This window comes from Paenarthrobacter histidinolovorans (assembly GCF_014647595.1).
Classification (GTDB): domain Bacteria; phylum Actinomycetota; class Actinomycetes; order Actinomycetales; family Micrococcaceae; genus Arthrobacter; species Arthrobacter histidinolovorans.
The window spans coordinates 970,504-993,420 of the sequence record NZ_BMPM01000001.1 but is presented as its reverse complement, the minus strand read 5'-3'; the positions used below and the strand labels follow the sequence as shown (position 1 = coordinate 993,420).

The following is a 22,917-nucleotide window of genomic DNA, read 5'->3' as shown; positions in this document are numbered from 1 at the left end:
AAAACATTTTACAATGTATGTCAACAGGGACCGCGCAATTTCCGTAACGAATCCGACTCGCATTGGGGTACATCATGTTCAAGAAAATCTTCGCGTCAGTGGCCTTGGCAGGCGCACTGACCGTCACGGTTGCGGCTCCCGCAGTCGTCTCTGCCGCTTCGGCAGCAGATTCCTCCACCGTAAGCGCCATTGGCAACTGGCCGGATCCTATGCGCATTGCGGCTCCGACCAAGTCAACGGACACCACGTACACGCCGATGTCCATTGGCAACTGGCCGGATCCAATGTAAATCAATTGTAGTTAGTAAAACCCCGGGGCGTGACGAGCGATGCCCCGGGGTTTTCTTTTGACCTTTGCGGCGCGCATTGCTGACGGGAAATATTCATTTGGTCAGCGATTCACGTTTGGCAGCAGCTGAAGCCACCAGAGCCGCTATGACGAGGAACAGCACCACCCCGGCTGCGGTGATCGAAGCCAAGGTTGGCGGTGCTGGCGTGGGAACCAGAAGTATGGCCGCCGCGCCTGCAGCAGAGCAGATGCCTCCAAGGATCACATACGGACCTGCTGCCTTGTGACCTGCAATCCACGCTTCCTCGGAAACCATGGTGGCCGCCAAGCGGATCCCGACCAGGGAGTTCATGGGGAGCTTGCCCTTGATGCAGACTGCCCCCACGACGATAAGCAGCACGCCCAAGCCGCCCAGAACGGCCATAAGTTGAATGATTTCTGCCTGCATTGTCCCGTCCGCCCCATTCCGCGATGTCGATGACGCCGATGTCGATGACTGCCAGGATGTTGCGCTGGCCCTTGAAAGCGTAGTGACAGCGGCTTCCCGTGCAAACAGCAGGAAGGCAGCCTGTGGATAACCGCGGGGGGAGTGGCGGACTTAAACAAAAAATGGCGCCGATTTCTCGACGCCATTTTCGTGTTTGGTCGGGATGACAGGATTTGAACCTGCGACCTCTTCGTCCCGAACGAAGCGCGCTACCAAGCTGCGCTACATCCCGATCCGCTGCGAAAGCAACTGTTCAAGAATAGCCGAAACGTCCCGTGATGCGAAATCGGGGAGCGGGTGTCCCTCGCCACACCCGCACCTGGCACCAGGACTACACCAGCGAGTCCCGCCAAGCCCCGTGCAACTGCGCAAACCGTCCTCCGCCACTGATCAGTTCAGCAGGCGTCCCGTCCTCGACGATTTGTCCGTCATGGACCACCAGCACCCGGTCGGCCGTCTCCACGGTTGAGAGGCGGTGGGCGATGATGATGGCTGTTCGGGCAGCGTTCCCGCCTGCGACTCCCTCCAGGAGGTGAGCCAGTCCTTGCTGGACCATGCGCTCGGAGGGAATGTCCAAGGAGGACGTAGCTTCGTCCAGAATCAATACGGCCGGTGCGGCAAGGAATGCCCGGGCAAAACCGATGAGCTGCCGTTGACCCGACGACACACGGCCTCCGCGCTTGTTGACGTCCGTGTCGTAGCCCTCGGGCAGGCTCGCGATGAACTCGTGCGCACCAACTGCTGCTGCGGCGGCTTCGATTTCAGCGCGCGAAGCCTCGGGGCGACCCAGAGCAATGTTGTCGGCAACCGAACCGCTGAAGAGGAAGGCCTCCTGGGTCACCATCACCACCGCCCGGCGGAGGTCCGCAGTAGCCAGGTCCCGCAGGTCCACTCCATCCAAGGTGATGGCGCCGGACGTGACATCGTAGAAGCGGGCCACCAGCTTGGCCAGCGTGGACTTACCGGCACCTGTCTGTCCCACCAAGGCGACTGTCTGCCCCGCAGGAATGTGCAGGTCCAGGGTGGGTACAACCAACTGGCCGTCGCTGTAGCCGAACTCCACGCCCTTGAAGTCGATCTCTCCGCGTGAGCTCTTCAAAGGCACGGGGTTCTTGGGCGGACGGACGGTGGGTACTTCTTCCAGGAGTCCGGACACCTTCTCCAGCGCTGCTTGGGCACTCTGGAAAGAGTTGTAGAACATGGCCATCTGGTCCACCGGCTGGAAGAAGCGTTTGGTGGAGAGGATGAGGGCCAGCAGGACGCCCACCGCGAGGTCACCGCTGAGCACCCGGAAGCCGCCAAACAGCAGGACTACAGCCACGCAGACGTTGCCGATCAGCACCAGGCCGGGCTGGAAGATGCCATTGAGGTTGATGGAGCGGACCGTGTTCTTGCGGTAGTCCTCAGCAAGTTGGCCATAGCGGACCGCATTTTCGCGTTCCTTGCGAAAGGCCTTCACCGCGCGGATACCCGTCATGGTCTCCACGAAGTGCACAATCAGTCGGGCTGAGACCACTCGCGATTCCCGGAACGCGATCTGCGAGTGTTTCTGGTACCAGCGGGCCAGGAAGAACATCGGGACGCCGGCCGCCAGCATGATCAGGCCACTGCGCCAATCCAAGGCAAACACCGTGAAGGCCGTAAACAGCATGAACAGCATGCCGGAAGCGAGCGAACTTACGCCGGAATCCAATAGCTCGCGCAGGGCCTCGAGGTCCGAGGTCTGCCGGGCAATAATGCGGCCCGAGGTGTACTTCTCATGGAATTCCAGGCTCAACCGCTGGGTGTGCCGGAAGACCCGCAGCCGCAGGTCCAGGAGCATGGCCTGGCTCAGCCGGGCCGTGGACGTCACATAGAGCGCAGTCATCCCGGCCGTGGCGATCGCGGCCGCCAGATAGAGGGAACCAGCCAGCACCAAGGGCCCGTTGTCCCCGGCCTGAAGTGCCGGTAGGGCGTTGTCGATCCCAAAGGCGATCAATGCCGGTCCGGCAACGCGGGTGAGCTGCGAAACAACCACCATCACGATCGTCAGCCAGAAACGCAACCGCACCGGGCGGATCAGCGAGGCAAGCAAGGTGAGCGACCGGCGTCGTACGGCTTTGCTGTCAGCCTTGCTGAGGAGGGTGTTGTCCTCGTTGGCAGTACCAAAGGTTGTGGCGCTCACCGGCGGGCCTCCTCAGCTTCTTCGAGTTCGTCCAGTTCGGTGTCAAGGTCCTTCGGACCGGCATCCAGGCTGGCGATGACGTAACGGTAGTGGTCGTTTTCGGCCAACAATTCCGCATGGGTTCCGACGGCGGTGATGGTCCCGTTTTCGAGCAACGCCACGCGGTCCGCCAAGGCCACGGTGGAGGGCCGGTGCGCGACGATCAGTGTGGTGGTCTCGCGGAGGACCTCCCGCAAACGGGCCTCCACGCGTTCCTCGGTGTTCACGTCAAGAGCCGACAGGGGATCGTCCAGTACCAGAACATGAGGCTTGGCGGCGATGGCGCGGGCAAGTGCGATGCGCTGCCGCTGGCCACCGGACAGGCTCAGGCCTTCCTCTCCGATGAGAGTGTCCACGCCGTCCGGCAACGAGTAGGCGAAATGGGCCTGTGCCACATCCAATGCCTCATCCAAGGCTGCGTCGCTGGGATCCGGTGCGCCGAGGAGCACGTTGTCACGCACCGAACTTGAGAAGAGCGTGGTGTCCTCAAACGCTACGGCAACCACCCGGCGGAGTTCGTCGATGTCGAAGTCGCGGACATCCACGCCGTCGATGGTTACGGCACCGGCCGTGACGTCGTACAGGCGGGGGACCAGTTGAAGCAGCGCGCTCTTGCCGCTTCCGGTGATTCCCACCAGAGCCATGGTTTCGCCGGGACGGATGTCCAGGGTGATGTCGTGCAGGAGGGTACCGCCGTCGTCGAACCCGAAACCTGCATGGTCAAAGCGGAGGGCGCCCTTGACGGTTTCCGGCACCACGGCCTTGTCCGGGGAAGTGATGGTGTTCTCTGTGTCCATGACTTCGAAGTGACGGTCCAGCGCGGTCTTGGCCGTGAGCGCCATGGCCAGGAGCATGCCCGAGAATTCAACCGGGGTAGCCACCACGGCGGCGGTGGCGAAGAATGCCACCAAGGAGCCGATGCTGAGCTGACCGCTCGCGGCGAGCATGACGCCAACCACCAGCCCGACACCCAAGGCGAGTTCCGGCAGCAGCGTCACAACCAGGGTGAAACCGGCTTGCTGCTTGGCCTTCGCGATCTCGGTCTGGCGCAGTTCTTCGGCCTGGCCATTGAAGTTCTCCAGTGCCTCGCGGCTCCGTCCGAACGCCTTTAGGACGCGGATGCCGTGAACGGACTCCTCAACGGTGGTGGCGAGGTCGCCGGCCTGGTCCTGGCTGAGGCGGGCCACCAAACTGAAGCGCCGCCGGAACCGGAAGGAATTGATCATGATCGGCACCGCGGCGGCGAGGAAGATGAGCGCCAACTGCCAGCTCATGGAGAACATCACTCCGACGCCGATGATCACCGTCAGCGTCGTGACTACCAACATGATTGCGCCAAACGCCATCCAGCGGCGCAGGAAGCTGAGGTCCGTCATGGCGCGGGAGAGCAGCTGCCCGGAACCCCAGCGATCATGGAACGCCACCGTAAGTTCCTGCAGGTGCCCATAAAGGGTCACGCGCATCCGGGTCTCCACCGTGGTGGCCGGGTTGATCACGAACTGGCGGCGTAAAGCCACGAGCCCGGCTTCGGCGACGCCAAGCGCAAGAATCACGACGGCGGCAATCCAGACTGCGTCAGTGGAACCGCCGGGCTGCAAAGAATTGTTGACCAGGACCCGCAGGACCTGCGGGATGGTCAACGCGACAATGCTGGCAAGCAAGGCGCAGATCAGGCCCATGAAAAGGCGCGGGAGTATGGGCCGCACGTGAGGGTACAGGCGGCCGACGGAGGTGAAAAATGAGGTTTGCTTGGACATGCCCGCTTCTCAACAGCTGGATCTTCAGATGGTGCGGAGGTAGTTTCCCGTAGCAACTACCCTATGCCATGGCGTGATTCGTTTCACAGGACCACGCACCCCAGGTGAAATGTTTGACCCAGTTATTGGGAATCGTAATGCTGTGCGAAGTTCAGTTGCGCGACGTGAGCGTCAGCAGCACCGCTTCCGGGCGGCAGGCGATGCGGACCGGGGCGAAGCGTGAGGTTCCGATGCCGCCCGAGACGTTCACCGGCGTCGTGAATCCGTTGCTTTCCCAATCGTGAAGGCCTTTGGCACGCCACGTGGGGAGATCGCAATTGGAGACCAGCGCGCCGTAGCCGGGGACGCAGACCTGGCCACCGTGGGTGTGGCCGGCGATGATCAGGTCTGCGCCCGCCTCGGTGAAGTGGTCCAATACGCGTTGGTACGGAGCATGGATCACGGCGACTTTGAGGTGCGGCCGGGCGTCCTGGTTCACGGTGCCGCGGGGCCAGCCAGCATAGCGTTCGCGGCCCAAATGAGGATCGTCCACGCCCGAGAAATCGAAGCGCAGGCCATTGAGCACCACCGACTGGGCGCGGTTGGTCAGGTCAATCCAGCCACTCATGCCGAAGGCCGAGCGGAGCTTGGGCCAATCGAGCTGCAGCGGCTCGGTCTTGGGTTTCGACGGGCCACGGAAGTAGCCCGCAGGGTTCTTGATCCGCGGGCCGTAGTAGTCATTGGAACCGGGAACGAAGACGCCGGGGAACTCGAGTAGCGGCCGAAGTGCCTCGACCAGAGGATCGATGGCCTTGGTGTGGCTCAAGTTGTCGCCCGTGTTCACCACGAGATCGGGCTTGAGCTCCGCAAGTGACTGCAGCCACTGGGTCTTCTTCAGCTGTCCGGGAACAAAGTGGATATCGCTGAGGTGCAGGACGCGAAAGGGCGCCGAGCCCTCAGAGAGGACCGGCAACGTTTCGTGGCGGACCCCAAACTGGTCCTTCTCCCACCACCCGTAGGCGGCTGCAGCGGTGCCTGCTGCTGCGCCGACGGCAGCAGTGACGGCGAAACCGCGCCCGAAAGAACGGACGCGGTCTGCCAGTGAATCCCGGAACGTCACCCGCTAGTCCTTGCCCGGGGCGTCGCCGCTGTTTCCATTGCCGTTACCGTTGTTGCCTGTCCCGGTGGACGGCGCCGGGTTCGGCGCCTGCTTCGGCGCGGACGGAGTGGTGTTCGACGGCGTGTTATTACGTTGCGGTGTCGGCTGGCCCAGCAGGTTGGATGGCGGCATCTGGAACGGGTTGGTGCCGTACGCCGGTGCAACAGCCAACATGTAGTTGGTGAACTGCGGGCCGGCGATCATGTAACCGTCAATGAAATCATAGAACTTACCGTTAACCGTGATGTTGCGTCCCTCACGCTTCTGGCTGCCCAGGGGGTCACCAAACCAGGACGCTGTCGCGAGACCCGAGGTGTAGCCAACAACCCACGTGGAGCCGTTCGTGTCGTTAGTACCGGTCTTGGCGGCGACTGGGAAGTTCTTGGAGTTCAGCGCAGGCCGGATCAGGGAGCCCGATCCTTCGTCCAACACCTTGCCCATGGCGTAGGCCACACCTCGAGCGACTTCGGGCTTCACAGCATCCTTACAGCTGGACGACTGGGCCGGAAGATCGGCGCCCGACTGGTCCTTTACCGAAGTAATGGCGATCGGTGCACAGTACTTGCCGTCGGCGGCGAAGGTTGCGAAGGCAGTGGCCATGGTCAATGGCGCCGTTTGGGTTGAACCGATGAGGTTGCCCAGGGTCGTCATTGGAACCTTGGGATTAGGATCCGAAATTTTGCCTGTGTCGTCGCGAGCTGGAAGTCCCCCATGGATGCCAGTGGCGTCAACAATCCCCTGGATACCGCAGAGGTCAAGTTGCGCCGCTGAGGCAAATGTCGCGGTGTTGATGGAGTTCTTCAGACCCCAGAGGACAGTCATGTTGCGGTAGTACTGCGGTTCGGCATTCTGCAGGTCGAAGCTGCCCTCGACGTTGGAGTCGTAGACACCGCTTGTCGGCGTAGGACAGGTGTTTCTCCATGGGTAGTTCACGCCGTATTTGCGTTGCGCAGCATTGATGGTGGTTTCCATCGACTTCCCCTCGTTCAGCCACTCGGCGAACGTAAAGGGCTTCATCGTGGAACCAGGCTGGAACCCACCGATGCCGTTGAGGTCGTTGCCGTTGGCGTCAAGGACGTCCACGTTGAAGTTCTGGGTCTGATCGAACTTGCCCTCTTGAGGGAGCCACACGGTGTTCTGGGCCATGCTGACGATCTGGCCCGTGCCCGGTTGAACGGAGACGATCGAGGCGCCCCACTTGTCCGGGTTGGCACCTGCCGTGGCGTCAACCTGCTGCTGGGCGACGTTCTGGGCGGTCGGGTCGAGGGTGGTCTGAATGGTCAGGCCGCCGCGCATAACGCGCTTTTCGCGCTCCTCCGTTGTGTCACCGTAGGCCGGGTTGTTCAGCAGGAGGTGGAGGACGTAGTCGCAGAAGTACGGAGCCATGGTGGCGTAGGCGCAACCTTGGCGGGCCGGGGTCACCTTGGTGGTCACGGGCGTGGCGACAGCTTCGTCGTACTGGGCCTGGGTGATCTTCTTCTGGGCCAGCATGGCGTTCAGGACAAGGTCGCGCCGCATCTTTGAGTTGTCCGGGTTGGTGATCGGATCGAAAGCTGACGGGCTGTTGACCAGGCCGGCGAGCAGCGCAGCCTGGGGAAGCGTCAGGTCTTTGGCGGTGGTGCTGAAGAAGAACTTGGACGCAGCTTCAATGCCATAGGCATCGCGGTTGAAGAAGACGATGTTGAGGTAGCCCTCAAGGATCTGCTCCTTGGAGAACTTCTTCTCCAGGGCGATCGCGAGCTTCATTTCGCGGAGCTTGTCGCCCACGCCCTTGTTCACACCGTTAAGGAGGACGTCGTCGCCCTTGCCGGAGGCCACCAGTGACTCGTTGATGACGTTGTTCACGTACTGCTGGGTGATGGTGGAGGCGCCCTGCTTGTTGCCGCGGGCGGTGCTCACCAGTGCTCGCATGATGCCGGTGGTGTCGATTCCGCCGTGCTCATAAAAACGGCTGTCCTCGATGGCGATGACAGCGTCCTTGATGAACGGGCTCATGGAATCCAGCGGAACCTTGGTCCGGTTCTCCGCGTAGATCGAGGCGATCGGCGAACCGTCCTTCGCCAGGATCGTGGTGTTCTGGCTGGGCGGATCCACCTGGAGCTCCGCCGGCAGAGTGTCAAAGAACTGGATTGAACCACTTGCGGCACTGCCCGAGACGGCAGCGGCGGGGACCAAAAGTCCCGCCACCAGGACGCCACAGATCGCACTCACGCCAAGGAAACCTAAAATCTTTCCGAGGGTGGTGGCAGTATCGAATATGGGGTTCTTGCGAGTCACCATGTTTTCCAGTTTACCGGCAAGGGCTAGGCTTTCTGTCATGACCAAATGGGAGTACGCCACGATTCCGCTCATTATTCACGCCACCAAGCAGATCCTGGACCAGTGGGGCGAGGACGGCTGGGAGCTTGTCCAGGTTGTCGGCGGCCCCGATGGCAAAGGCCTTGTCGCATACCTCAAGAGGGAGAAGCAGTAACCATGACCACCCCCGCAGAAACCACCTCTCCCGCGGAATCCGGCGCCCCGACGTCGGCCGTTGAGCAGCGTCTCGCCGAGCTCGGACTGACTCTTCCCGAGGTCGCTGCCCCCGTGGCCGCCTACGTCCCTGCCGTCGTCTCCGGCAACTACGTTTACACGTCCGGACAGCTGCCCTTTATTAACGGCAAACTCGAAGCTACGGGCAAGGTCTCCTTGGGCGAGTTGGGTGCCTCGGATGAGGCAACTGTTGATCCCGAAGAAGCCAAGCGCTACGCCGCCGTCTGCGCCATTAACGCACTGGCCGCCGTCAAGAGCGTCATCGGCGATCTCGACCGCGTTACCCGGATCGTCAAGGTTGTCGGATTTGTATCCTCCGAGCCCACCTTCACCGGCCAGCCCGGCGTCATCAACGGTGCGTCCGAACTTCTCGGCCAGGTATTCGGCGACGCCGGCATCCACGCACGTTCCGCCGTCGGCGTTTCCGTGCTGCCCCTCGACTCTCCCGTAGAGGTCGAACTCATCGCTGAATTCAGCTAAGGAACCGGTTCACTCACGTGCCGCAGCTTGCCCGCCGATTGTTTGTTCTCCCTCCCGAACTCGAGGGGGCAGCGCAAAACTGGCTTGAACTCGGCGAGCGGACCCCCCGGGCCGCCCGCTACGCATCATCCGTAGTTCTTCTGCGTGACTCACCCTCCGGCTTGGAGACCTGGCTTGGATACAGGCCAGGTTCCTCGCCGTTGGGTGTTGTGGCGTTCCCTGGGGGTTCCCTGGACCCGTCCGACGACGACCCCGTCGGTTGGGTAGGCCCCTCACCCCAGCATTGGGCTGAGCAGATGGGAACGGACGACGTCGGACTCGCCCGCCGTCACGTGGTGGGCGCCATTCGTGAGCTCTTCGAAGAAACGGGCGTCCTGCTGGCAGGTCCCGACGCTTCCTCCACAGTGGAGGCCAACTCAACAGTGGACTGGATGCGTGCCCGCGAAGCAGTGGCCTCCCAGGAGAAGTCCTTCACGGAAATGCTCACCAAGCGTGGGTTGTCGCTGCGCACCGACCTGCTGAAACCACTGGTGAACTGGCTCAGCCCGGACTTTGCGCACACCCGCTTCAACACCCGGTACTTCGCCGCAACGGTTCCGGTGAACCAGCAGCCCAGCATCCTGGGCAGCAAAGGCGTGTGGGGCCGATGGGTGTCCGCAGCAGAGGCAATTGCCCTCCGCGAGACCTCCGCACTGGGCGACGAAATCGCCCAGCCAAACACGGTTGGCCTGGCCCTCGGACAGCTTTTGGTGCCGGGCTCAGAAATCATGCTGGAAAAGATGGCCCACGCCAACGGGTGCATCGCCTACTTGAGCTACAAACGCAAAGCCCACGTTTACCAGCCCAAACTGGTGAACGAGGGCGGCATCCTGATGCTCGAAGTCGAAGCCGCCAAGACCGTCGCGGGAGAGCCCCAGCGCGAACGCTGACGCTTGCTCTCAAGACAAACAAAAAGCCGCCCCGGTTCCAGACCGGGGCGGCTTTTCTTGACGCTTTAGCGCGAACGCTGGCGGAGGCGCTGCATGTCGAGAATGACGACGGCGCGGGCTTCCAACCGCAACCAGCCACGCTGAACGAACTCGGCCAGAGCTTTGTTCACGGTCTCGCGGGAAGCGCCGACCAGCTGGGCCAGTTCTTCCTGGGTGAGTTCGTGGGCTACCAGGACGCCGTCGGTGGCCGGACGGCCGAAGCGGTCAGCCAGGTCCAGGAGGGCCTTGGCCACGCGGCCGGGCACGTCGGAGAAGACGAGGTCCGAGAGGGAGTCGTTGGTGCGGCGCAGGCGGCGCGCCAGTGCCTGCAGCAGCTGAGCGGAAACCTCGGGACGCGTGCGGAGCAGTGCGTTGAGGCTCTCGTTCTTCAGGCCGGCAAGGCGCGTCTCGGAGACGGCCGTGGCCGTGGCAGTACGCGGGCTGGGATCGAACAATGCCATCTCGCCGAAGAGTTCGCCCGGGCCGAGGATGGCCAGCAGGGACTCACGGCCGTCGGGGGAGGTGCGGCCGAGCTTCACCTTGCCGGAAACGATGAAGTAGAGCTGGTCACCCTGGTCGCCTTCGCGGAACACGGAAGCCCCGCGTGAAAGGTCCACCTCTGTGAGTTCGTCCGTCAGCAGGCGGAATGCGTCGTCGTCAAGGGTGGCGAAGAGGGGTGCGCGGCGCAATACCTCGATGTCCATGAAATCTCCTGAATATAAGTTTCGGTCGTGGCGCTCCAGCCATTGTTTCAGAATTTTTGAGCTTCTGTGACGTACTTGGCACCCGAAACGCTGAAATGGCGCGGGTTTGGGGCGTTCCGGGCCCCAAACGACGGCGTGAGAGAGGCGTAATGCCGCCCTGGGGAGGTGATGTGACTAACGGTTGGCTGTCAGGGTGCGCAACTACAATTGGCGCTACCCGGCTATGAGGAGCATTGGTGTTTGGCTTGACGATATTGGATTTGGCATTGATCCTGATGCTGCTGTCCTACCTGATCTATGGCCTGCGCAACGGCTTTATGGTCACCCTGGGCGGAATTGCAGGTTTCATTGTTGGTGCCATCGCAGCTTTCATTGCCGTGCCGCTCGTCAGTAACTGGGTTACCGACAGCGGCTGGAGGCTGACCGCCACGGTAGGCGCCGCCGTCGTACTTATCGCGTTGGGACATGGGCTGGGAACCATGATCGGACGCAAAGTCCGCCACGCGGTGCGGATCAAGCCGCTGCATGCAGTGGACCGGTTGATCGGTGGCGTTGTGAGTGTGGTGGTTGCAGCGCTGGTGATGTCCATGCTGGCCTTCAGCATCAGCTCCTTGGGTGTGCCTTTTGTGTCACAGCAGCTGGCTGAATCCCGCGTCATCCGTTACATCGACAACATCACGCCCACACCGGTCAAGAGCACCATGGCGCAGCTGCGCTCCACGGTGATCGGCGACGGCATTCCGAAGCTCATTGAAGGCATCGGCCCCGTCACACCCGTGCCTGTTCCCAACGCGTCCACGGACACTCCTGCGCTGAACCAAGCCGCGGAATCCGTCCTGAAGATCGCCGGAACCGCCTTTGAATGCGGGCAGAACCAGACCGGATCAGGATTCGTCGTCTCGCCCGGGCGCGTCGTGACCAATGCCCACGTTGTGGCTGGCGTGTCGCAGCCCGTTGTTGAAGTTCCCGACGGCGGTGCGTTGCCGGGTCGGGTGGTCTACTTCGACCCGCAGCGGGACATTGCGGTCCTGGCCGTGGACGGACTGCAGTCCAACCCTCTGCCGCTGAGCCCGGACCTGCCTGACGGAAGCCCCGCCGCTTTCGCCGGCTACCCGCATGGGGGTCCGTTCCAGTCGAAACCGGCAACCGTGCAAGGGATTTCCCCCATCCTGGTGCCGGACATCTACGGCAACAATCCTTCCCCGGAGCTCGTGTACAAGCTGGCCGGCGACGTCCAACCGGGCAACTCCGGCGGCCCTCTGCTGACGATGCAAGGCCAGGTGGCGGGCCTGATCTTCGCCAAGACCACCACGGACGCCGCCCTGGGGTTCGCTCTGACCATGACCGACCTGGAACCGGTGGCCGCCCAGGCTCCGGGTCTCAGCGATTCGGTCTCCGCTGGGCAGTGCACCCGCAAATAGCAGATGACCTCTCACATGGTGGGTGTTTTTGGTTGCTGCTCTCTCACGTTTTGGTCGTGATTCCCGGAGCCCTGCCCGCAGCTATAGATTGGGAACCATGACTGAAGCCACCCCCGCCACCGAAGCCGGTCGCGGCACCATCCTTGTGATCAACGGACCCAATCTGAACCTTCTGGGCACGCGCGAGCCCGAGAAGTACGGAACCTCCACGCTGGCCGACGTCGAGCAACTCGCCATGACGGCGGCTGCGGCCCACGGGTACACCGTCGACTGCGTGCAGTCGAACCACGAGGGCGACCTCCTTGACGCCATCCACGCAGCCCGCGGCACGGCCATCGGAATCGTCATCAATGCGGGGGCTTTCACTCACACGTCCGTGGCTCTTCGCGATGCACTCGCGGCGGTGCAGCTGCCCGCCGTCGAGGTCCACATCACCAACGTCCACCAGCGCGAAGAATTCCGCCACCACTCGTACCTCTCGGGCGTGTGCAACGCGATCATTGTTGGTGCGGGCGTGCTCGGGTACAAGCTTGCAATCGACTACCTGGCCGAGGCGGTCTAGCGCCAACCGGTGAGCGAGCGTTCCCGGGATGCCCGTGGGAGGTGAGCGAGGGTCAGAGGGCCGTGAGCCGCAGGAGAACTGCGTGCTCGGGGTTCAACACAGGCATTGGTAGCCCGACTTCGCCCAGGAACCGCCCGTTGGCCTCCGCCCCTGAGGCCAACCAGGGTGCCGGTTTGGCCTCAATGAACGTGTGCCCGTAGTCGGCGTCCGCCGGGGTCGGGAAGAGAAGTTCCACCCGGTAGGAACGCAACGGATCCAACCCCGGCAGCGCCACGCGCCCACTGTGTTCGGCGAAGCCCGTCCGGGTCTTGACCACAGCGAAAAGGGCTGCGGTGCTGCCAACCGGAGTGCCGCCGTCGCGGGATGGGGCCACCACGCCATGGACCATCAGCGACTCATCCGGCACGTCGGCCCGGACCATTCGCCCACTGTGGATCAGGCCGCGGTGTTCCTTGTACAGGGCGATGAAGCGTTTGAGTTCCTCGCGCGCGGGGCCCGCGACCGAGCGGACGTCCCACTCCATACCGAAATGTCCGAACAGGGCTGTGATGGCGCGGAACGAGAGGTCATGCGTGCGTCCAGTCGTATGCGAGGTGTCCGGTCCAATGTGGGCGCCCACCAGTTCAGGAGGCACTACCAGCCCGGTCCAGCGCTGGATGGTCTGCCGCTCCAGGGCATCGTTGCAGTCCGAAGCCCAGATCCGGTCTGTCCGCTCCAGAATCCCGAGGTCCACGCGGGCACCACCGGAAGAGCAGCTCTCAATCTCGACGCCGGGGTGTGCCGTCCGCAAAGCGTCGAAAAGCCGGTAGGCGGCCAGTGTTTGCTCGTGCACCGAAGCCCGTCCCGCATGGCCGTGCTCCAGAAGGTCCCGGTTTTGGTCCCACTTGAGGTAGCTGATGTTGTTCTCCCGCAGGAGGGAGTCAATCCGGTCGAAGACGTACTGCCAGGCCGCGGGGTTGACGAGGTCGATGACGTGCTGCTGCCGCCACTCCAGCGGAAGCCGGCCGCCGTCCTTGTAGGTGGCCGCGGAGGGGCCGACGATCCACTCCGGATGCGCCCGGGCAACGTCAGAATCCAGGTTCACCATTTCCGGCTCCACCCAGAGCCCGAACTCCATGCCGCGCGATGTCACGGCGTCGATCAACGGAGCTAGGCCGGATGGCCACACGGTTTCGTCCACATACCAGTCGCCCAATCCGGCGTGGTCGTCGCGGCGTCCGCGGAACCAGCCGTCGTCGAGCACGAACCGTTCAACGCCGAGCTCGGCAGCGGAGCCTGCCAGTTCGATCAGCGACTCCAGGTTGTGGTCGAAGTACACCGCTTCCCATGTGTTGAGGACAACTGGGCGCGGCGTGGCCACGTGATGCGGACGGGAACGGAACCAGCTGTAGAAAGCCTCACTGATACCGTCCAGCCCGCGGTCCGAGTAGGCGGCAAACAGCGCAGGAGTCGTGTAGCTCCCGCCCGGCTGCAGGACCACTTCAGCAGGTCCCAGAAGCTCAGACCCACCCACCATGGTCCGGCCGTCGGCAACGCTGTCAGCAAACTGCTCGTGATTGCCGCTCCACGCCAGATGAGTGGCCCACACCTTGCCGTGACGGTTTCCGAAACCGGCAGTCCCGGCTGCCAGCAACAGCGACGAATCATGGCCCGTGCGGCCGTGGCGCCCGGTGCGGACCCACGTTCCCTGCTGGATGGAGCGCCGCTGTGGATGCCGTTCGCGGCACCAGCGGCCGGTCAGGTCCAAAAGTTCGACGGCGTCAGGCGCCACCGGGAGCATGGTGGCCAGCTCGTCCACCTGGAAGGGTGACGAGCCGTCGTTGCTCACAGTGTGCCGGAGTTCCAAAAGCCCGCCCGGGTGCAAGGTGAGGTTGCTGGTGACGGTGATACCGGCGTCGGGATCCGACTGAAGCACGACGGCGGTGGTCCCGTCCGTGGTGGCGCTCACCGCGCGCAGGCGTACTGAAAAGTCAAAGCCGGGTACGCCGTCGGTGACGCGGTGGCCGCGGAGTCCGGGCCGGCCCTGCCACGATGACGATGCCTGGGGGAGGAGCCCGGCCGGGACGTTGGCGTCGATGGACGACGGGGGAATGGGGGCGTTGAGGATGGAGAGGTCCGGCAGGGTATCGCCCAGGTCTGCTCCCCAGTGGGTTATCTCAGCCTCTCCACGGTGGGTGCTGATCACCAGGCTGGTACCTGCGGAACGGAGATGGAGCGGTTGCATGCTGTGAGTCACTTTCGCATAAGGGGCGTAGTTCGAGTCTATGGATGAGTCGCTGGGCCCGCACTGCGCGTTTGAGGGGCGTCAAAGTGCGCAGTGCGGGCGCTTCAGGGAAAGGGGTGTTACTTCGCGAAGAGTGCGTTGACTTGCTCGTTGGCGGCTGTCAGCGAACTTGCCGGGGATTTGCCGGAGACCACCGCGTCCATGGCCGGCTTCATGATTCCAGCAACCTTGGATGCGTTGTCCGTGATGGGGAGCATGAAGGTGGTCTTGTCCTTCACATGCTGGGTGAATGCGCTGACGTCCACGTTCTTGGCCTTGAAGGCGTCTGCGGCTTTCTCGGAAGAGGTGGTGATGGCCGGGAACACGACGGCCTTGGAAGCAACAACGTCCTGGCAGGCGGCGGAGCCGAGGTATTCGACCCACTTGACGGCGGCATCCTTCTTCTTGGTGCCGGCCCACACGGAATCGGCCAGGCCATTGAACATGGAGGCGCGCTTGCCTTCGGGGCCCTGAGGCGTGGGGGCGATGCCGAGGTCGATGCCCTTGTAGCTGGTGTACTGGCCGATCATCCAGGAGCCATTGCTGTTGATGGCGGCTTTGCCTGCACCGAAACTGTCGGCGGCGTTGGCACCAACGGTGGTTTCAAGCTTGGGCATGTAGCCCTTCGCAGCGAGCGAGGCCCACCAGTCGATGGTGTCCTGGAGCTTCTTGTCGTCGTAGTTGAAGTGGGTGCCCCAGGGGTTCTTGTCTGTGGTGGTCCAGCCAGTGGTGGCGGACAAGTAGCTCCACTGCGTCTGGCCGGCGTTCTCGGCATCGGAGCCCGGCAGGCCCAATCCGTAGACGGCAACATTGTCCTTATCGAAGCCCGCTTCGTCGCCGCGCTTGCCGTTCTTATCGACCGTAAGGTGGGCAATTGCTTTCTCGTACGTGCCGCCGTCCTGCGCGTTCCAGGTCAGGGATCCCATCTGTTCCGGGGTGATGCCGGCGTCGGCGGCCATCTTCTGGTTGTAGAACAGCGCCACGGTGTCCCAGTCCTTGGGCAGGCCGTAGCGTTTGCCGTCCTGTCCCACCCAGAGGTCAGCGAGGCCTTCGTTGTACTGGGAAAGGTCCACGTTGTCCTTCGAGACGGCGTCATCGAGGGCCACCAGCTGTTTGGTCTTGAGGAAGTCCGGGTACTTGGACAGGTGGTCCGTAAAGACGTCCGGCGCAGTTCCGGAGGCCATACCGTTGGTGAGCTTGGACCAGTAGTCGTCCCAGCCTGTCTGGGTGATCTTGACGGTAATATCCGGGTTGGCTTTGGTGAAGTCAGTGGCGCACTGCTGGTAGGCAGGGAGCTGGTTGGCGTCCCAGAGCCAGTAGTTGATCTCGCCCTCGGCGGAGTCTCCGCCGGAGCTGCCACCGGAGTTACCGCCCGAGCAGGCGGACAGTGCGAGGACAGCGGCAGCGGCTACGACGCCGATTGCCTTCTTTTTCATCATGGTTGGTCCTTTCGGGACAGGATGGGTGCGTGCCGGCGCATGCCGGTTTCCGCGTGGAGGAGGCAGAGCTATTTGGTGCCGTTGAAGCCGATGGAGTTGACGATCCGTTTGCCGAAGATGGCGAAGAGGATCAACACGGGTGTGGCGGACACGAGCGTTGCGGCCATGAGCCCGGACCAGTCCGGAGCGCCCTGCGGGGACTGCGATTTGAAGACTCCCAGCCCTACGGTGAGCACCCGGGATTCCTCGGAGGTACCTACGAGCAGTGGCCAGAAGTATTCGTTCCACTGACCCATGAAGGTCAGCAGCGCCAAGGTCGCGATCGGGGCTGCGGCGTTGGGCATGATGATCTGGAAGAAGATCCGCCAGTGCTTGGCGCCGTCGAGCATTGCAGCTTCTTCAACTTCCCGGGACATGTTCAGGAAGAACTGGCGCATGAAGAAGATCGCGAACGGCGTCATGAACAGGTACGGCAGCACGAGTCCCAGCATTGAATTGAGCAAGCCCAGGTTCTTGATGAGCAGGAAGTTGGGCAGGGCGGTGAAGATCGGCGGGACGAGCATGGTGGCAAGGAACAGGGAGAAGACAGTGTCGCGGCCTTTCCACCGCAGGCGGGAGAAAGCATAGGCGGCCATTGAGCTGAAGAACACCGCACAGGCCGTGGTGATCCCGGAGAAGAGCAGCGAGTTCCAAAGGTACTGCCAGAAATTGATCGATGCGCCCGAGCCGCCTTCTGCGATTGCTTCCGAGGCACTCTGGAGGCCGAAGACCCGCTTGAACGCGCCCAGGTTGAAGTCGGCCGGCAGCAGGTTGGCGGAGTTCGCGGCGAGGGAGCCGTTGGAGGACAAAGCTGTGCGCAGCACCCAGTAGAAAGGCAGGATGCTCACTGCTATGGCCACGGCGAGGAGGATCAGGGCGATGGTGCGGCGCCAGTTGAAGGGACGGCGGAGTGGACGGCGGACGGCGTTCTTGGGTGAGGTAAAAGTGGTCATGGCGTGTCCTTAGTCCAGGTCCGACTGGTTGCCGCGGAGGAATTTCATCTGGATAAAAGCGACGACGGCGAGGATAAGGAAGAGGATGACCGCCAGGGCCGATCCGTAGCCGAAGTCCTGTTCGTTGAAGGCGCGCTGGTAAATGTAGAACTGCAGCACGCGGGTCGCGTTGACGGGACCGCCGGCAGTGGTGACCGCAACGGTGTCAAAGACCTGGAAGGAACCAATCACGGTCACTACAAGGACCAGTACCAGGACCGGTCGCAGCAGCGGCAGGGTTATCCGCCGGAAAGTGTTCAGGGCCTTGGAACCGTCGATGCTGGCGGCCTCGTAGACGCTGTTAGGGATGGCCTGGAGCCCGGCGAAGATCAGAAGCGCCGTGTACCCCATATGCCGCCACGTATTGATGAGGGCCTGCGTGGGGATGGCCCATTGCTCGCTGCCGAAGAATGCCACCCGGGGCAGCCCGGTCCATTCGATGATCTGGTTGATGATGCCGATCTGGTAGTCCAGCATCCAGAACCACAGCAGGGCCGCGATGACGTTTGCCATCAGATACGGCATCAGGAGCGCGCCGCGGATGAGGGTCGACTTTGCGACTCGGTGCATCAGGATTGCAAGGCCCAGGGCCAACGCCGTCTGAAGGACAATGTTGATCACCACGTATTCCGCCGTGACGCCCAGGGCGTTCCAGAACAGCGGATCCTTGGCTATGCGTTCGTAGTTCCGTGCCCCAATCCATTCCGGGTCTCCCAGGATGCTGTACTCGGTGAAGCTGAGGTAGATGCCCCGGATAGTGGGGACGAGGTAGAAGAGGATCAATCCGACCATCGCTGGAGCGATGAAGAAGAGCGCGACCTTCAGGTCTCCAATACCGCGGAACCCGTCGGATGGTTTTCCCCGCTTCCGTGACTTCCGCGGCGCCCTGGCGGAGAGCCCCGGATCCGGTTGCTTGGTTAGCGTGGTCATCTTCGACCCTTTCTGGGAGTGATGCGGGTAACAACTGAAGGCGAATCTACACGAGTAGATTTTGGCTTGGCAAGGGTTGACGCAACATTTTGATGAAAAATGTTCAGAAATGTTGTTTCTGTTGACTCGTGTAGATCGCGATGCGAAACTCGTCCGTACGTCCCGAATGACAAACAAGCGGCTGCACCCGTGGCCCCAGGAAAGGTAAACAATGACGTTTTCGATTGGTGTTGTGGGAGCCGGCCAGTTCGGCAGCCAGTTCGCCCACCTCTTCAAGCTCCACCCCGGTGTCAGCGAGGTCTACGCGGTGGACGAGCTGCCCGAACGCGCCGCGGCGGCGAAAGACCGCTGGGGCTTGGACGGCACCATGGCCTCCTTCGAGGATTTGCTGGAGTCCGACGTCGATGCTGTCGCCATCTTCACGCAGCGGTGGACGCACGGCCCCCTGGTTGAGCGGGCCCTCAGGGCCGGAAAGCACGTCTATTCAGCGGTTCCCATGGCCATCTCCGAAGAGGAGATCGAGCGCATCATCGAGGCCGTCCGCGAAACGAAGCTCGTATACGCGATGGGGGAGACCAGCTACTACAACCCCGCCACCGTCTTCGCCCGTCAGCAGCACCAGGCCGGCAAATTCGGCCGGATCTTCTACACCGAGGGCGACTACGTCCACGACATGGACCTCGGCTTCTATGAGGCCTACCAGTACAGCGGCGGGGAGCGCTGGAAGGAAACCGCCAGCTACCCGCCAATGCTCTACCCCACGCACGCCATCGGCGGGGTCCTTGGTGCGGTGCCCGGCCACGCCGTCAGCGTGAGCTGCATCGGGGTCAAGGACGAGCGGGGCGACGGCGTCTTCGACAAGGACGTCAGCATGTTCGCCAACGACTTCTCCAACGCCACGGCCTTGTTCGAGATGAACGACGGCGGTGCGATGCGGACCAACGAGATGCGCCGCGTGGGGTATCCCTCCCACATCCGGGAGTCGCGCTTCCGCTTCTTTGGCACCGAAGCCAGCTTTGAGCAACTAGCAACCACCACGGTGTGGCAGGACAAGTCCACAGTTGAAGACGTTTCGGAGCAGGTGGAGACCAAACCGACCATGTCCGCCGACGATCCCTCTTTGGCAGACGTGGCGCCGGAGCTACGGGATGCCTTTATCTCCGGACTGGCTCCGGTGCACGATCAGTCCCGGCTCCCGGAGGAGTTCCTCGGAGCGCCCAACGGACACGAGGGGAGCCACCAATTCCTGGTGGACGACTTTGTGACCGCCGTGAACAACCGCAGCCTGCCACCGGTCAACGCATGGGTGGCCGCCCGGTTCACGTTGCCGGGAATCGTGGCCCATGAGTCTGCGTTGCGCGGCGGGGAACGCCTTCCCATCCGCGACTTCGGTGATGCTCCCGTGGAGTAGCTAGCATTTACCCCATGACAACAACAGCTGTACCCACCCCGCGCGGCCCGGTAACACGCAAAGACGTGGCCCGGTACGCCGGGGTGAGTACCGCCGTCGTCAGTTATGTGGTGAACGGTGGGCCCAAGAACGTGGCCCCCGCAACAGAAGCGAAAGTCCGGGACGCCATCCGCATCCTCGGTTACCGGCCCAACGCGGCTGCACGTGCGTTGAAGCTGGGTTCCAGTGAGACCATCGGCGTTGTGGTGCCGGACAACACCAACCCTTTCTTCACGCAGCTTGCCCACGCGGTTGAGGATGCCGCTGCGGAACTGGGCTTCGGCATGGTGCTCACCAACTCGGACGGAAGCCTGACGCGTGAGCGCAAGAACATCCGCACGCTCGCTGCCCGGCAGGTGGATGGTGTGTTCCTGGCCAGTTGCGTGTTCGATCCCGATGTCACGGAACTGGAAGCCTCGGAAATCCCGGCCGTTCTGCTGAACAACGCCGGATCTCCGCCGGGTTTCAACAGTGTGGGTGTTGATCTGGAAGCTGGAGCGCGGGCTGCCGTGGACCACCTTATTGGCCACGGCCACACCAACATCGGCCTGGCAATCGGAACCAACACAGGCAACCAGCTGGACGGGCGCGAAGTCGGCTGGCTCGCGGCCCTTCGTGAGGCCGGCCTGCCCGACGGCCCCATGCTGCACGGACCCTTCAGTCGTCCAGGCGGCTATGAGGTAGGCAAACGGTTCCTGTCCATGGCGAACCGGCCCACCGCGATTTTTGCCAGCAACGACATGCAGGCCATCGGCATTCTCCGGGCGCTCCATGAGGCAGGCGTCCAGGTTCCCGGCGAGCTGGCGTTGGTTTCGTTCGACGGCTCCCTGGACGCCGAATACAGTTGGCCGGCCCTCACCACTGTTGCCCAGCCGGTCAAGGCGATGGCCCAGGCGGCCGTCCGGGCCTTGGTGGGCAAGGGGCGCGGCGAGGAGCTCCAGCACCAGATCCTGCCCACCGAGCTCATCATCCGGCAGTCGTGCGGCTGTAAATAGCACCGCGGAGCCGTCGGACGCGGCGCCGGCGGACGCGGAGCCGTCGGACGCGGACGACGGCGGCTCCCGGGCTAGGAGTCCACGCTCGCGTAGCGTTCGGGACGGGCCAGGACTTGACCGATTTGCGCGGTGCCGGCGGCTACGGCAAGGCGCACCAGCAGGAACCCGGCGGCGAACACACCGCCGATGGTCAGGAACACCACAGGCCGGGTCAACAGCACGGCACCGGTCAGCGGCAGCACCAGGACAGCGGCAGCGGCTGCAGAAATCCCCGCCACCAGGAACAGCGGCGACATCACGGCCTTGACGCGCGCTGCCACCATCAGCTTCCGCGGCATGCCGACGCGGTCAAGTGCCACCAAGGTTGACGCGCGGTCCAGCACGGCAGCAGCCTGGTTTACACCGGCTGAGCAGGCCACCATCAGGAATGAGCCCAGCAAGGTGATCATCACGCCCGTGTTGATGTCCCGCACCAGGAGAGTGGCTTCGGTGTCGCCCGCGGTGCCCATCGTGTCAGCTACCGCCATGCCTACACCCACAAAGACCCCCACAAAACTGGTCATCGCGACGCCCCCAACTTGCCGCCACGATTCCTTGGGACTCTCCAGCACGGTGCGTGCCGCCAACAATTGCTCCGGCCCTTTGGCCCGCTTCAGTTGCGAAGATGCCCGCAAGCGCAGAATCCAGGGGCCCATCAGGTTCAGTGCCAGCAGAGCAAGACCGAAGCAGCCACCCATGACGGCGATGATCACAATGAAGGCCCCAAAGCTGCTGAGCATGCCCATCGCAACCACACCGATCGCCACAACAACAGCCGCAATGAGCCCGCGGACCCAATGCGCGCCGTCGGCCGTTTGCCGGGTCCGGACACCCAACGGTGTCACCACAACTTTGCGGAGCCCCAATGCGGCGCTTGCCGCCGCGAGGACGCAAACGGCCAGGATACAGCCGGCAATGGACGGCACGGACAACCATGCATGGCTGCCGATTGACTGGCCACGGAACTGGATCAAACCCAGGAACGGGGCCGTGCACGCGTAAAGTCCCGCACCAGCCACCGCTCCCACTGCCGCGAGGACGGTTGATTCGATGACCGTCATCCAGACCACTGTGGCGCTGTTGGCGCCCAACAAGCGCAATGAAGCCAGGCGGTCATCACGACGCCGGGCGGCCAGCCGGGCGGCTGAGGCACCGAGCGTCAGCAACGGGATGATGAGCAGGACCATCGCGACGACGGCCAACGCTTGGTAAGTGCCCGCGATGTCGTCAGTCCAGGACCAGAAAACCTGTGAGCCGCCGGCAACTGTGAGGAGCAGCGCGGTTACGGTTCCAAAGGCCAGGATGGGCAACCCGGCATCCCGCAGTCCCGTTTCCCGGAGGCTGCTGCCGCTGCTCCGGGCAAGGTACGGCGTGAGGCGCAGGGCCATTGTGAGGCTAGACATTGAAGGCACCCTTGAAGTTGTTGCCGGCGGCAGCGTTATCGGCAGCATTGTGAATTGGCGCAGCGGTTTGGGCCGGTGGGGCGGCTGGCACGTGCACGCCGCCCGCACTGTCCGCAACGATCCTGCCGTCCCGAAGCTCCACCACCCGTTGGCAGCGTGCGGCCACCTGCGGATCGTGGGTGACCACCAGAAGCGTCCGCCCATTGGCAGCCACGGAGTGGAGCAGGACATCCAGGACTTCGGTGGACGTTGCCGAATCCAGGGCACCGGTGGGCTCATCGGCAAAAACCACCCGGGCACCGGTTACCTGGGCGCGGGCGATGGCCACACGCTGGACCTGCCCGCCGGACAGTTCGCCCAGCCGGCGTTGCTCCATCCCGGCCAGACCCAGGGCCGCGAGCCACTCCGCGGCGCGGGACTCCGAGGTAGCCCTGTCCGTTCCGTTCAGCATGAGCGCCAAGGCTACGTTCTCCACGGCAGTCAGTTCCGGCAGGAGCATGCCTTGCTGGAACACGAAACCGAACTCCTCACGGCGCAGACGGGACAACGCAGCGTCCGCCAAGGTGTCCAGCCGCAAAGGCGCCGAAGGGGTGTTCAAGGTGATCGAACCGGCGTCGGGCCTCAAAATTCCGGCGAGGCAGTGCAAAAGGGTGGTCTTACCGGAACCCGAGGGGCCGATGATCGCAATGGACTCACCGGCGTTCGCTGTGAAGTCGACGTGGTCCAGGGCGATACTGCCGGGGTAGTGCTTGGTGAGCTGTTGGGCGTGGAGGATGGCGTTCATATATCCAGCATCCCTGCGGCCCCTGTCCTGGGGCGTCAGCCT

Annotated in this window: 20 protein-coding genes and 1 tRNA gene; 8 read left to right on the top strand and 13 right to left on the bottom strand. The window is 63.1% G+C overall.

Annotated features, from left to right (window positions below; all coding sequences use genetic code 11):
• Nucleotides 1–74: 74 nt before the first annotated feature.
• Nucleotides 75–290 carry a hypothetical protein gene (locus IEY62_RS04575; protein WP_189014300.1) on the top strand — a complete coding sequence of 72 codons (216 nt, stop codon included), beginning with the start codon at nt 75–77 and terminating at the stop codon, nt 288–290.
• 93 nt (nt 291–383) lie between these two features.
• Here IEY62_RS04575 and IEY62_RS04570 read toward each other — a convergent pair whose 3' ends face one another.
• From IEY62_RS04570 to IEY62_RS04545, 6 genes are all read right to left on the bottom strand, one after another.
• On the bottom strand, nt 384–737 hold the full coding sequence (locus IEY62_RS04570; RefSeq protein ID WP_189014298.1) for an SdpI family protein: 354 nt from the start codon (nt 735–737) through the stop codon (nt 384–386).
• Nucleotides 738–931: 194 nt separating this feature from the next.
• Nucleotides 932–1,008 (bottom strand) — tRNA-Pro (locus IEY62_RS04565).
• Nucleotides 1,009–1,107: 99 nt separating this feature from the next.
• A complete protein-coding gene (locus IEY62_RS04560) occupies nt 1,108–2,940 on the bottom strand; it encodes an ABC transporter ATP-binding protein (protein ID WP_189014296.1) in 1,833 nt (610 codons plus the stop codon).
• Nucleotides 2,937–4,736 carry an ABC transporter ATP-binding protein gene (locus tag IEY62_RS04555; protein ID WP_189014294.1) on the bottom strand — a complete coding sequence of 600 codons (1,800 nt, stop codon included), beginning with the start codon at nt 4,734–4,736 and terminating at the stop codon, nt 2,937–2,939. The genes IEY62_RS04560 and IEY62_RS04555 overlap by 4 nt, the downstream gene beginning before the upstream one ends.
• A gap of 151 nt (nt 4,737–4,887) precedes the next feature.
• On the bottom strand, nt 4,888–5,835 hold the full coding sequence (locus tag IEY62_RS04550; RefSeq protein WP_189014292.1) for a metallophosphoesterase: 948 nt from the start codon (nt 5,833–5,835) through the stop codon (nt 4,888–4,890).
• A 3-nt stretch (nt 5,836–5,838) separates the two neighbouring features.
• Nucleotides 5,839–8,193 carry a transglycosylase domain-containing protein gene (locus tag IEY62_RS04545; protein WP_189014289.1) on the bottom strand — a complete coding sequence of 785 codons (2,355 nt, stop codon included), beginning with the start codon at nt 8,191–8,193 and terminating at the stop codon, nt 5,839–5,841.
• Between IEY62_RS04545 and IEY62_RS04540 the strand changes: the two genes are divergently transcribed.
• The 3 genes from IEY62_RS04540 to IEY62_RS04530 are packed head-to-tail and all read left to right on the top strand — an operon-like array spanning nt 8,192 to nt 9,815.
• A complete protein-coding gene (locus tag IEY62_RS04540; RefSeq protein WP_011775990.1) occupies nt 8,192–8,347 on the top strand; it encodes a DUF4177 domain-containing protein in 156 nt (51 codons plus the stop codon). The two genes, IEY62_RS04545 and IEY62_RS04540, sit on opposite strands and share 2 nt — an antisense overlap.
• Nucleotides 8,348–8,349: 2 nt before the next feature.
• Nucleotides 8,350–8,886 (top strand): RidA family protein, encoded by a 537-nt coding sequence (locus IEY62_RS04535; RefSeq protein WP_018777050.1) that lies wholly within the window; start codon nt 8,350–8,352, stop codon nt 8,884–8,886.
• Nucleotides 8,887–8,903: 17 nt separating this feature from the next.
• Nucleotides 8,904–9,815 (top strand): NUDIX hydrolase, encoded by a 912-nt coding sequence (locus IEY62_RS04530; protein WP_189014287.1) that lies wholly within the window; start codon nt 8,904–8,906, stop codon nt 9,813–9,815.
• 65 nt (nt 9,816–9,880) lie between these two features.
• Here the strand turns inward: IEY62_RS04530 and IEY62_RS04525 are convergent, their stop codons facing one another.
• Nucleotides 9,881–10,558 carry a Crp/Fnr family transcriptional regulator gene (locus IEY62_RS04525; protein WP_011775987.1) on the bottom strand — a complete coding sequence of 226 codons (678 nt, stop codon included), beginning with the start codon at nt 10,556–10,558 and terminating at the stop codon, nt 9,881–9,883.
• A 236-nt stretch (nt 10,559–10,794) separates the two neighbouring features.
• On the opposite strand from IEY62_RS04525, the gene IEY62_RS04520 reads away from it, so the two are divergent.
• Together IEY62_RS04520 and aroQ are read left to right on the top strand one after the other, a co-directional pair.
• Nucleotides 10,795–11,979, top strand: coding sequence for a MarP family serine protease (locus tag IEY62_RS04520; RefSeq protein ID WP_189014285.1), 1,185 nt, complete (start codon nt 10,795–10,797; stop codon nt 11,977–11,979).
• Nucleotides 11,980–12,076: 97 nt separating this feature from the next.
• Nucleotides 12,077–12,541 carry a type II 3-dehydroquinate dehydratase gene (gene aroQ / locus IEY62_RS04515; protein ID WP_189014275.1) on the top strand — a complete coding sequence of 155 codons (465 nt, stop codon included), beginning with the start codon at nt 12,077–12,079 and terminating at the stop codon, nt 12,539–12,541.
• 52 nt (nt 12,542–12,593) lie between these two features.
• On the opposite strand, the gene IEY62_RS04510 is transcribed toward aroQ, so the two are convergent.
• The 4 genes from IEY62_RS04510 to IEY62_RS04495 form a co-directional block, all read right to left on the bottom strand.
• Nucleotides 12,594–14,765: an alpha-galactosidase gene (locus tag IEY62_RS04510; protein ID WP_189014273.1), complete on the bottom strand. Its 2,172-nt coding sequence runs from the start codon at nt 14,763–14,765 to the stop codon at nt 12,594–12,596.
• 119 nt (nt 14,766–14,884) lie between these two features.
• Nucleotides 14,885–16,243 (bottom strand): ABC transporter substrate-binding protein, encoded by a 1,359-nt coding sequence (locus IEY62_RS04505; protein ID WP_189014271.1) that lies wholly within the window; start codon nt 16,241–16,243, stop codon nt 14,885–14,887.
• 68 nt (nt 16,244–16,311) lie between these two features.
• Complete coding sequence (locus tag IEY62_RS04500; protein ID WP_189014269.1) at nt 16,312–17,235, bottom strand: carbohydrate ABC transporter permease; 924 nt, start codon at nt 17,233–17,235, stop codon at nt 16,312–16,314.
• Between the two features lie 9 nt (nt 17,236–17,244).
• Nucleotides 17,245–18,204: a carbohydrate ABC transporter permease gene (locus tag IEY62_RS04495; protein WP_189014267.1), complete on the bottom strand. Its 960-nt coding sequence runs from the start codon at nt 18,202–18,204 to the stop codon at nt 17,245–17,247.
• 211 nt (nt 18,205–18,415) lie between these two features.
• Here IEY62_RS04495 and IEY62_RS04490 point away from each other — a divergent pair, with 211 nt between their 5' ends.
• Nucleotides 18,416–19,615, top strand: a complete 1,200-nt coding sequence (locus IEY62_RS04490; RefSeq protein ID WP_189014265.1) for a Gfo/Idh/MocA family protein — start codon at nt 18,416–18,418, stop codon at nt 19,613–19,615.
• 14 nt (nt 19,616–19,629) lie between these two features.
• Nucleotides 19,630–20,649 (top strand): LacI family DNA-binding transcriptional regulator, encoded by a 1,020-nt coding sequence (locus tag IEY62_RS04485; protein WP_189014263.1) that lies wholly within the window; start codon nt 19,630–19,632, stop codon nt 20,647–20,649.
• 71 nt (nt 20,650–20,720) lie between these two features.
• Here the strand turns inward: IEY62_RS04485 and IEY62_RS04480 are convergent, their stop codons facing one another.
• Nucleotides 20,721–22,076, bottom strand: coding sequence for an FtsX-like permease family protein (locus tag IEY62_RS04480; RefSeq protein ID WP_189014467.1), 1,356 nt, complete (start codon nt 22,074–22,076; stop codon nt 20,721–20,723).
• 7 nt (nt 22,077–22,083) lie between these two features.
• Nucleotides 22,084–22,875 carry an ABC transporter ATP-binding protein gene (locus IEY62_RS04475; protein WP_189014261.1) on the bottom strand — a complete coding sequence of 264 codons (792 nt, stop codon included), beginning with the start codon at nt 22,873–22,875 and terminating at the stop codon, nt 22,084–22,086.
• Between the last annotated feature and the right edge of the window lie 42 nt (nt 22,876–22,917).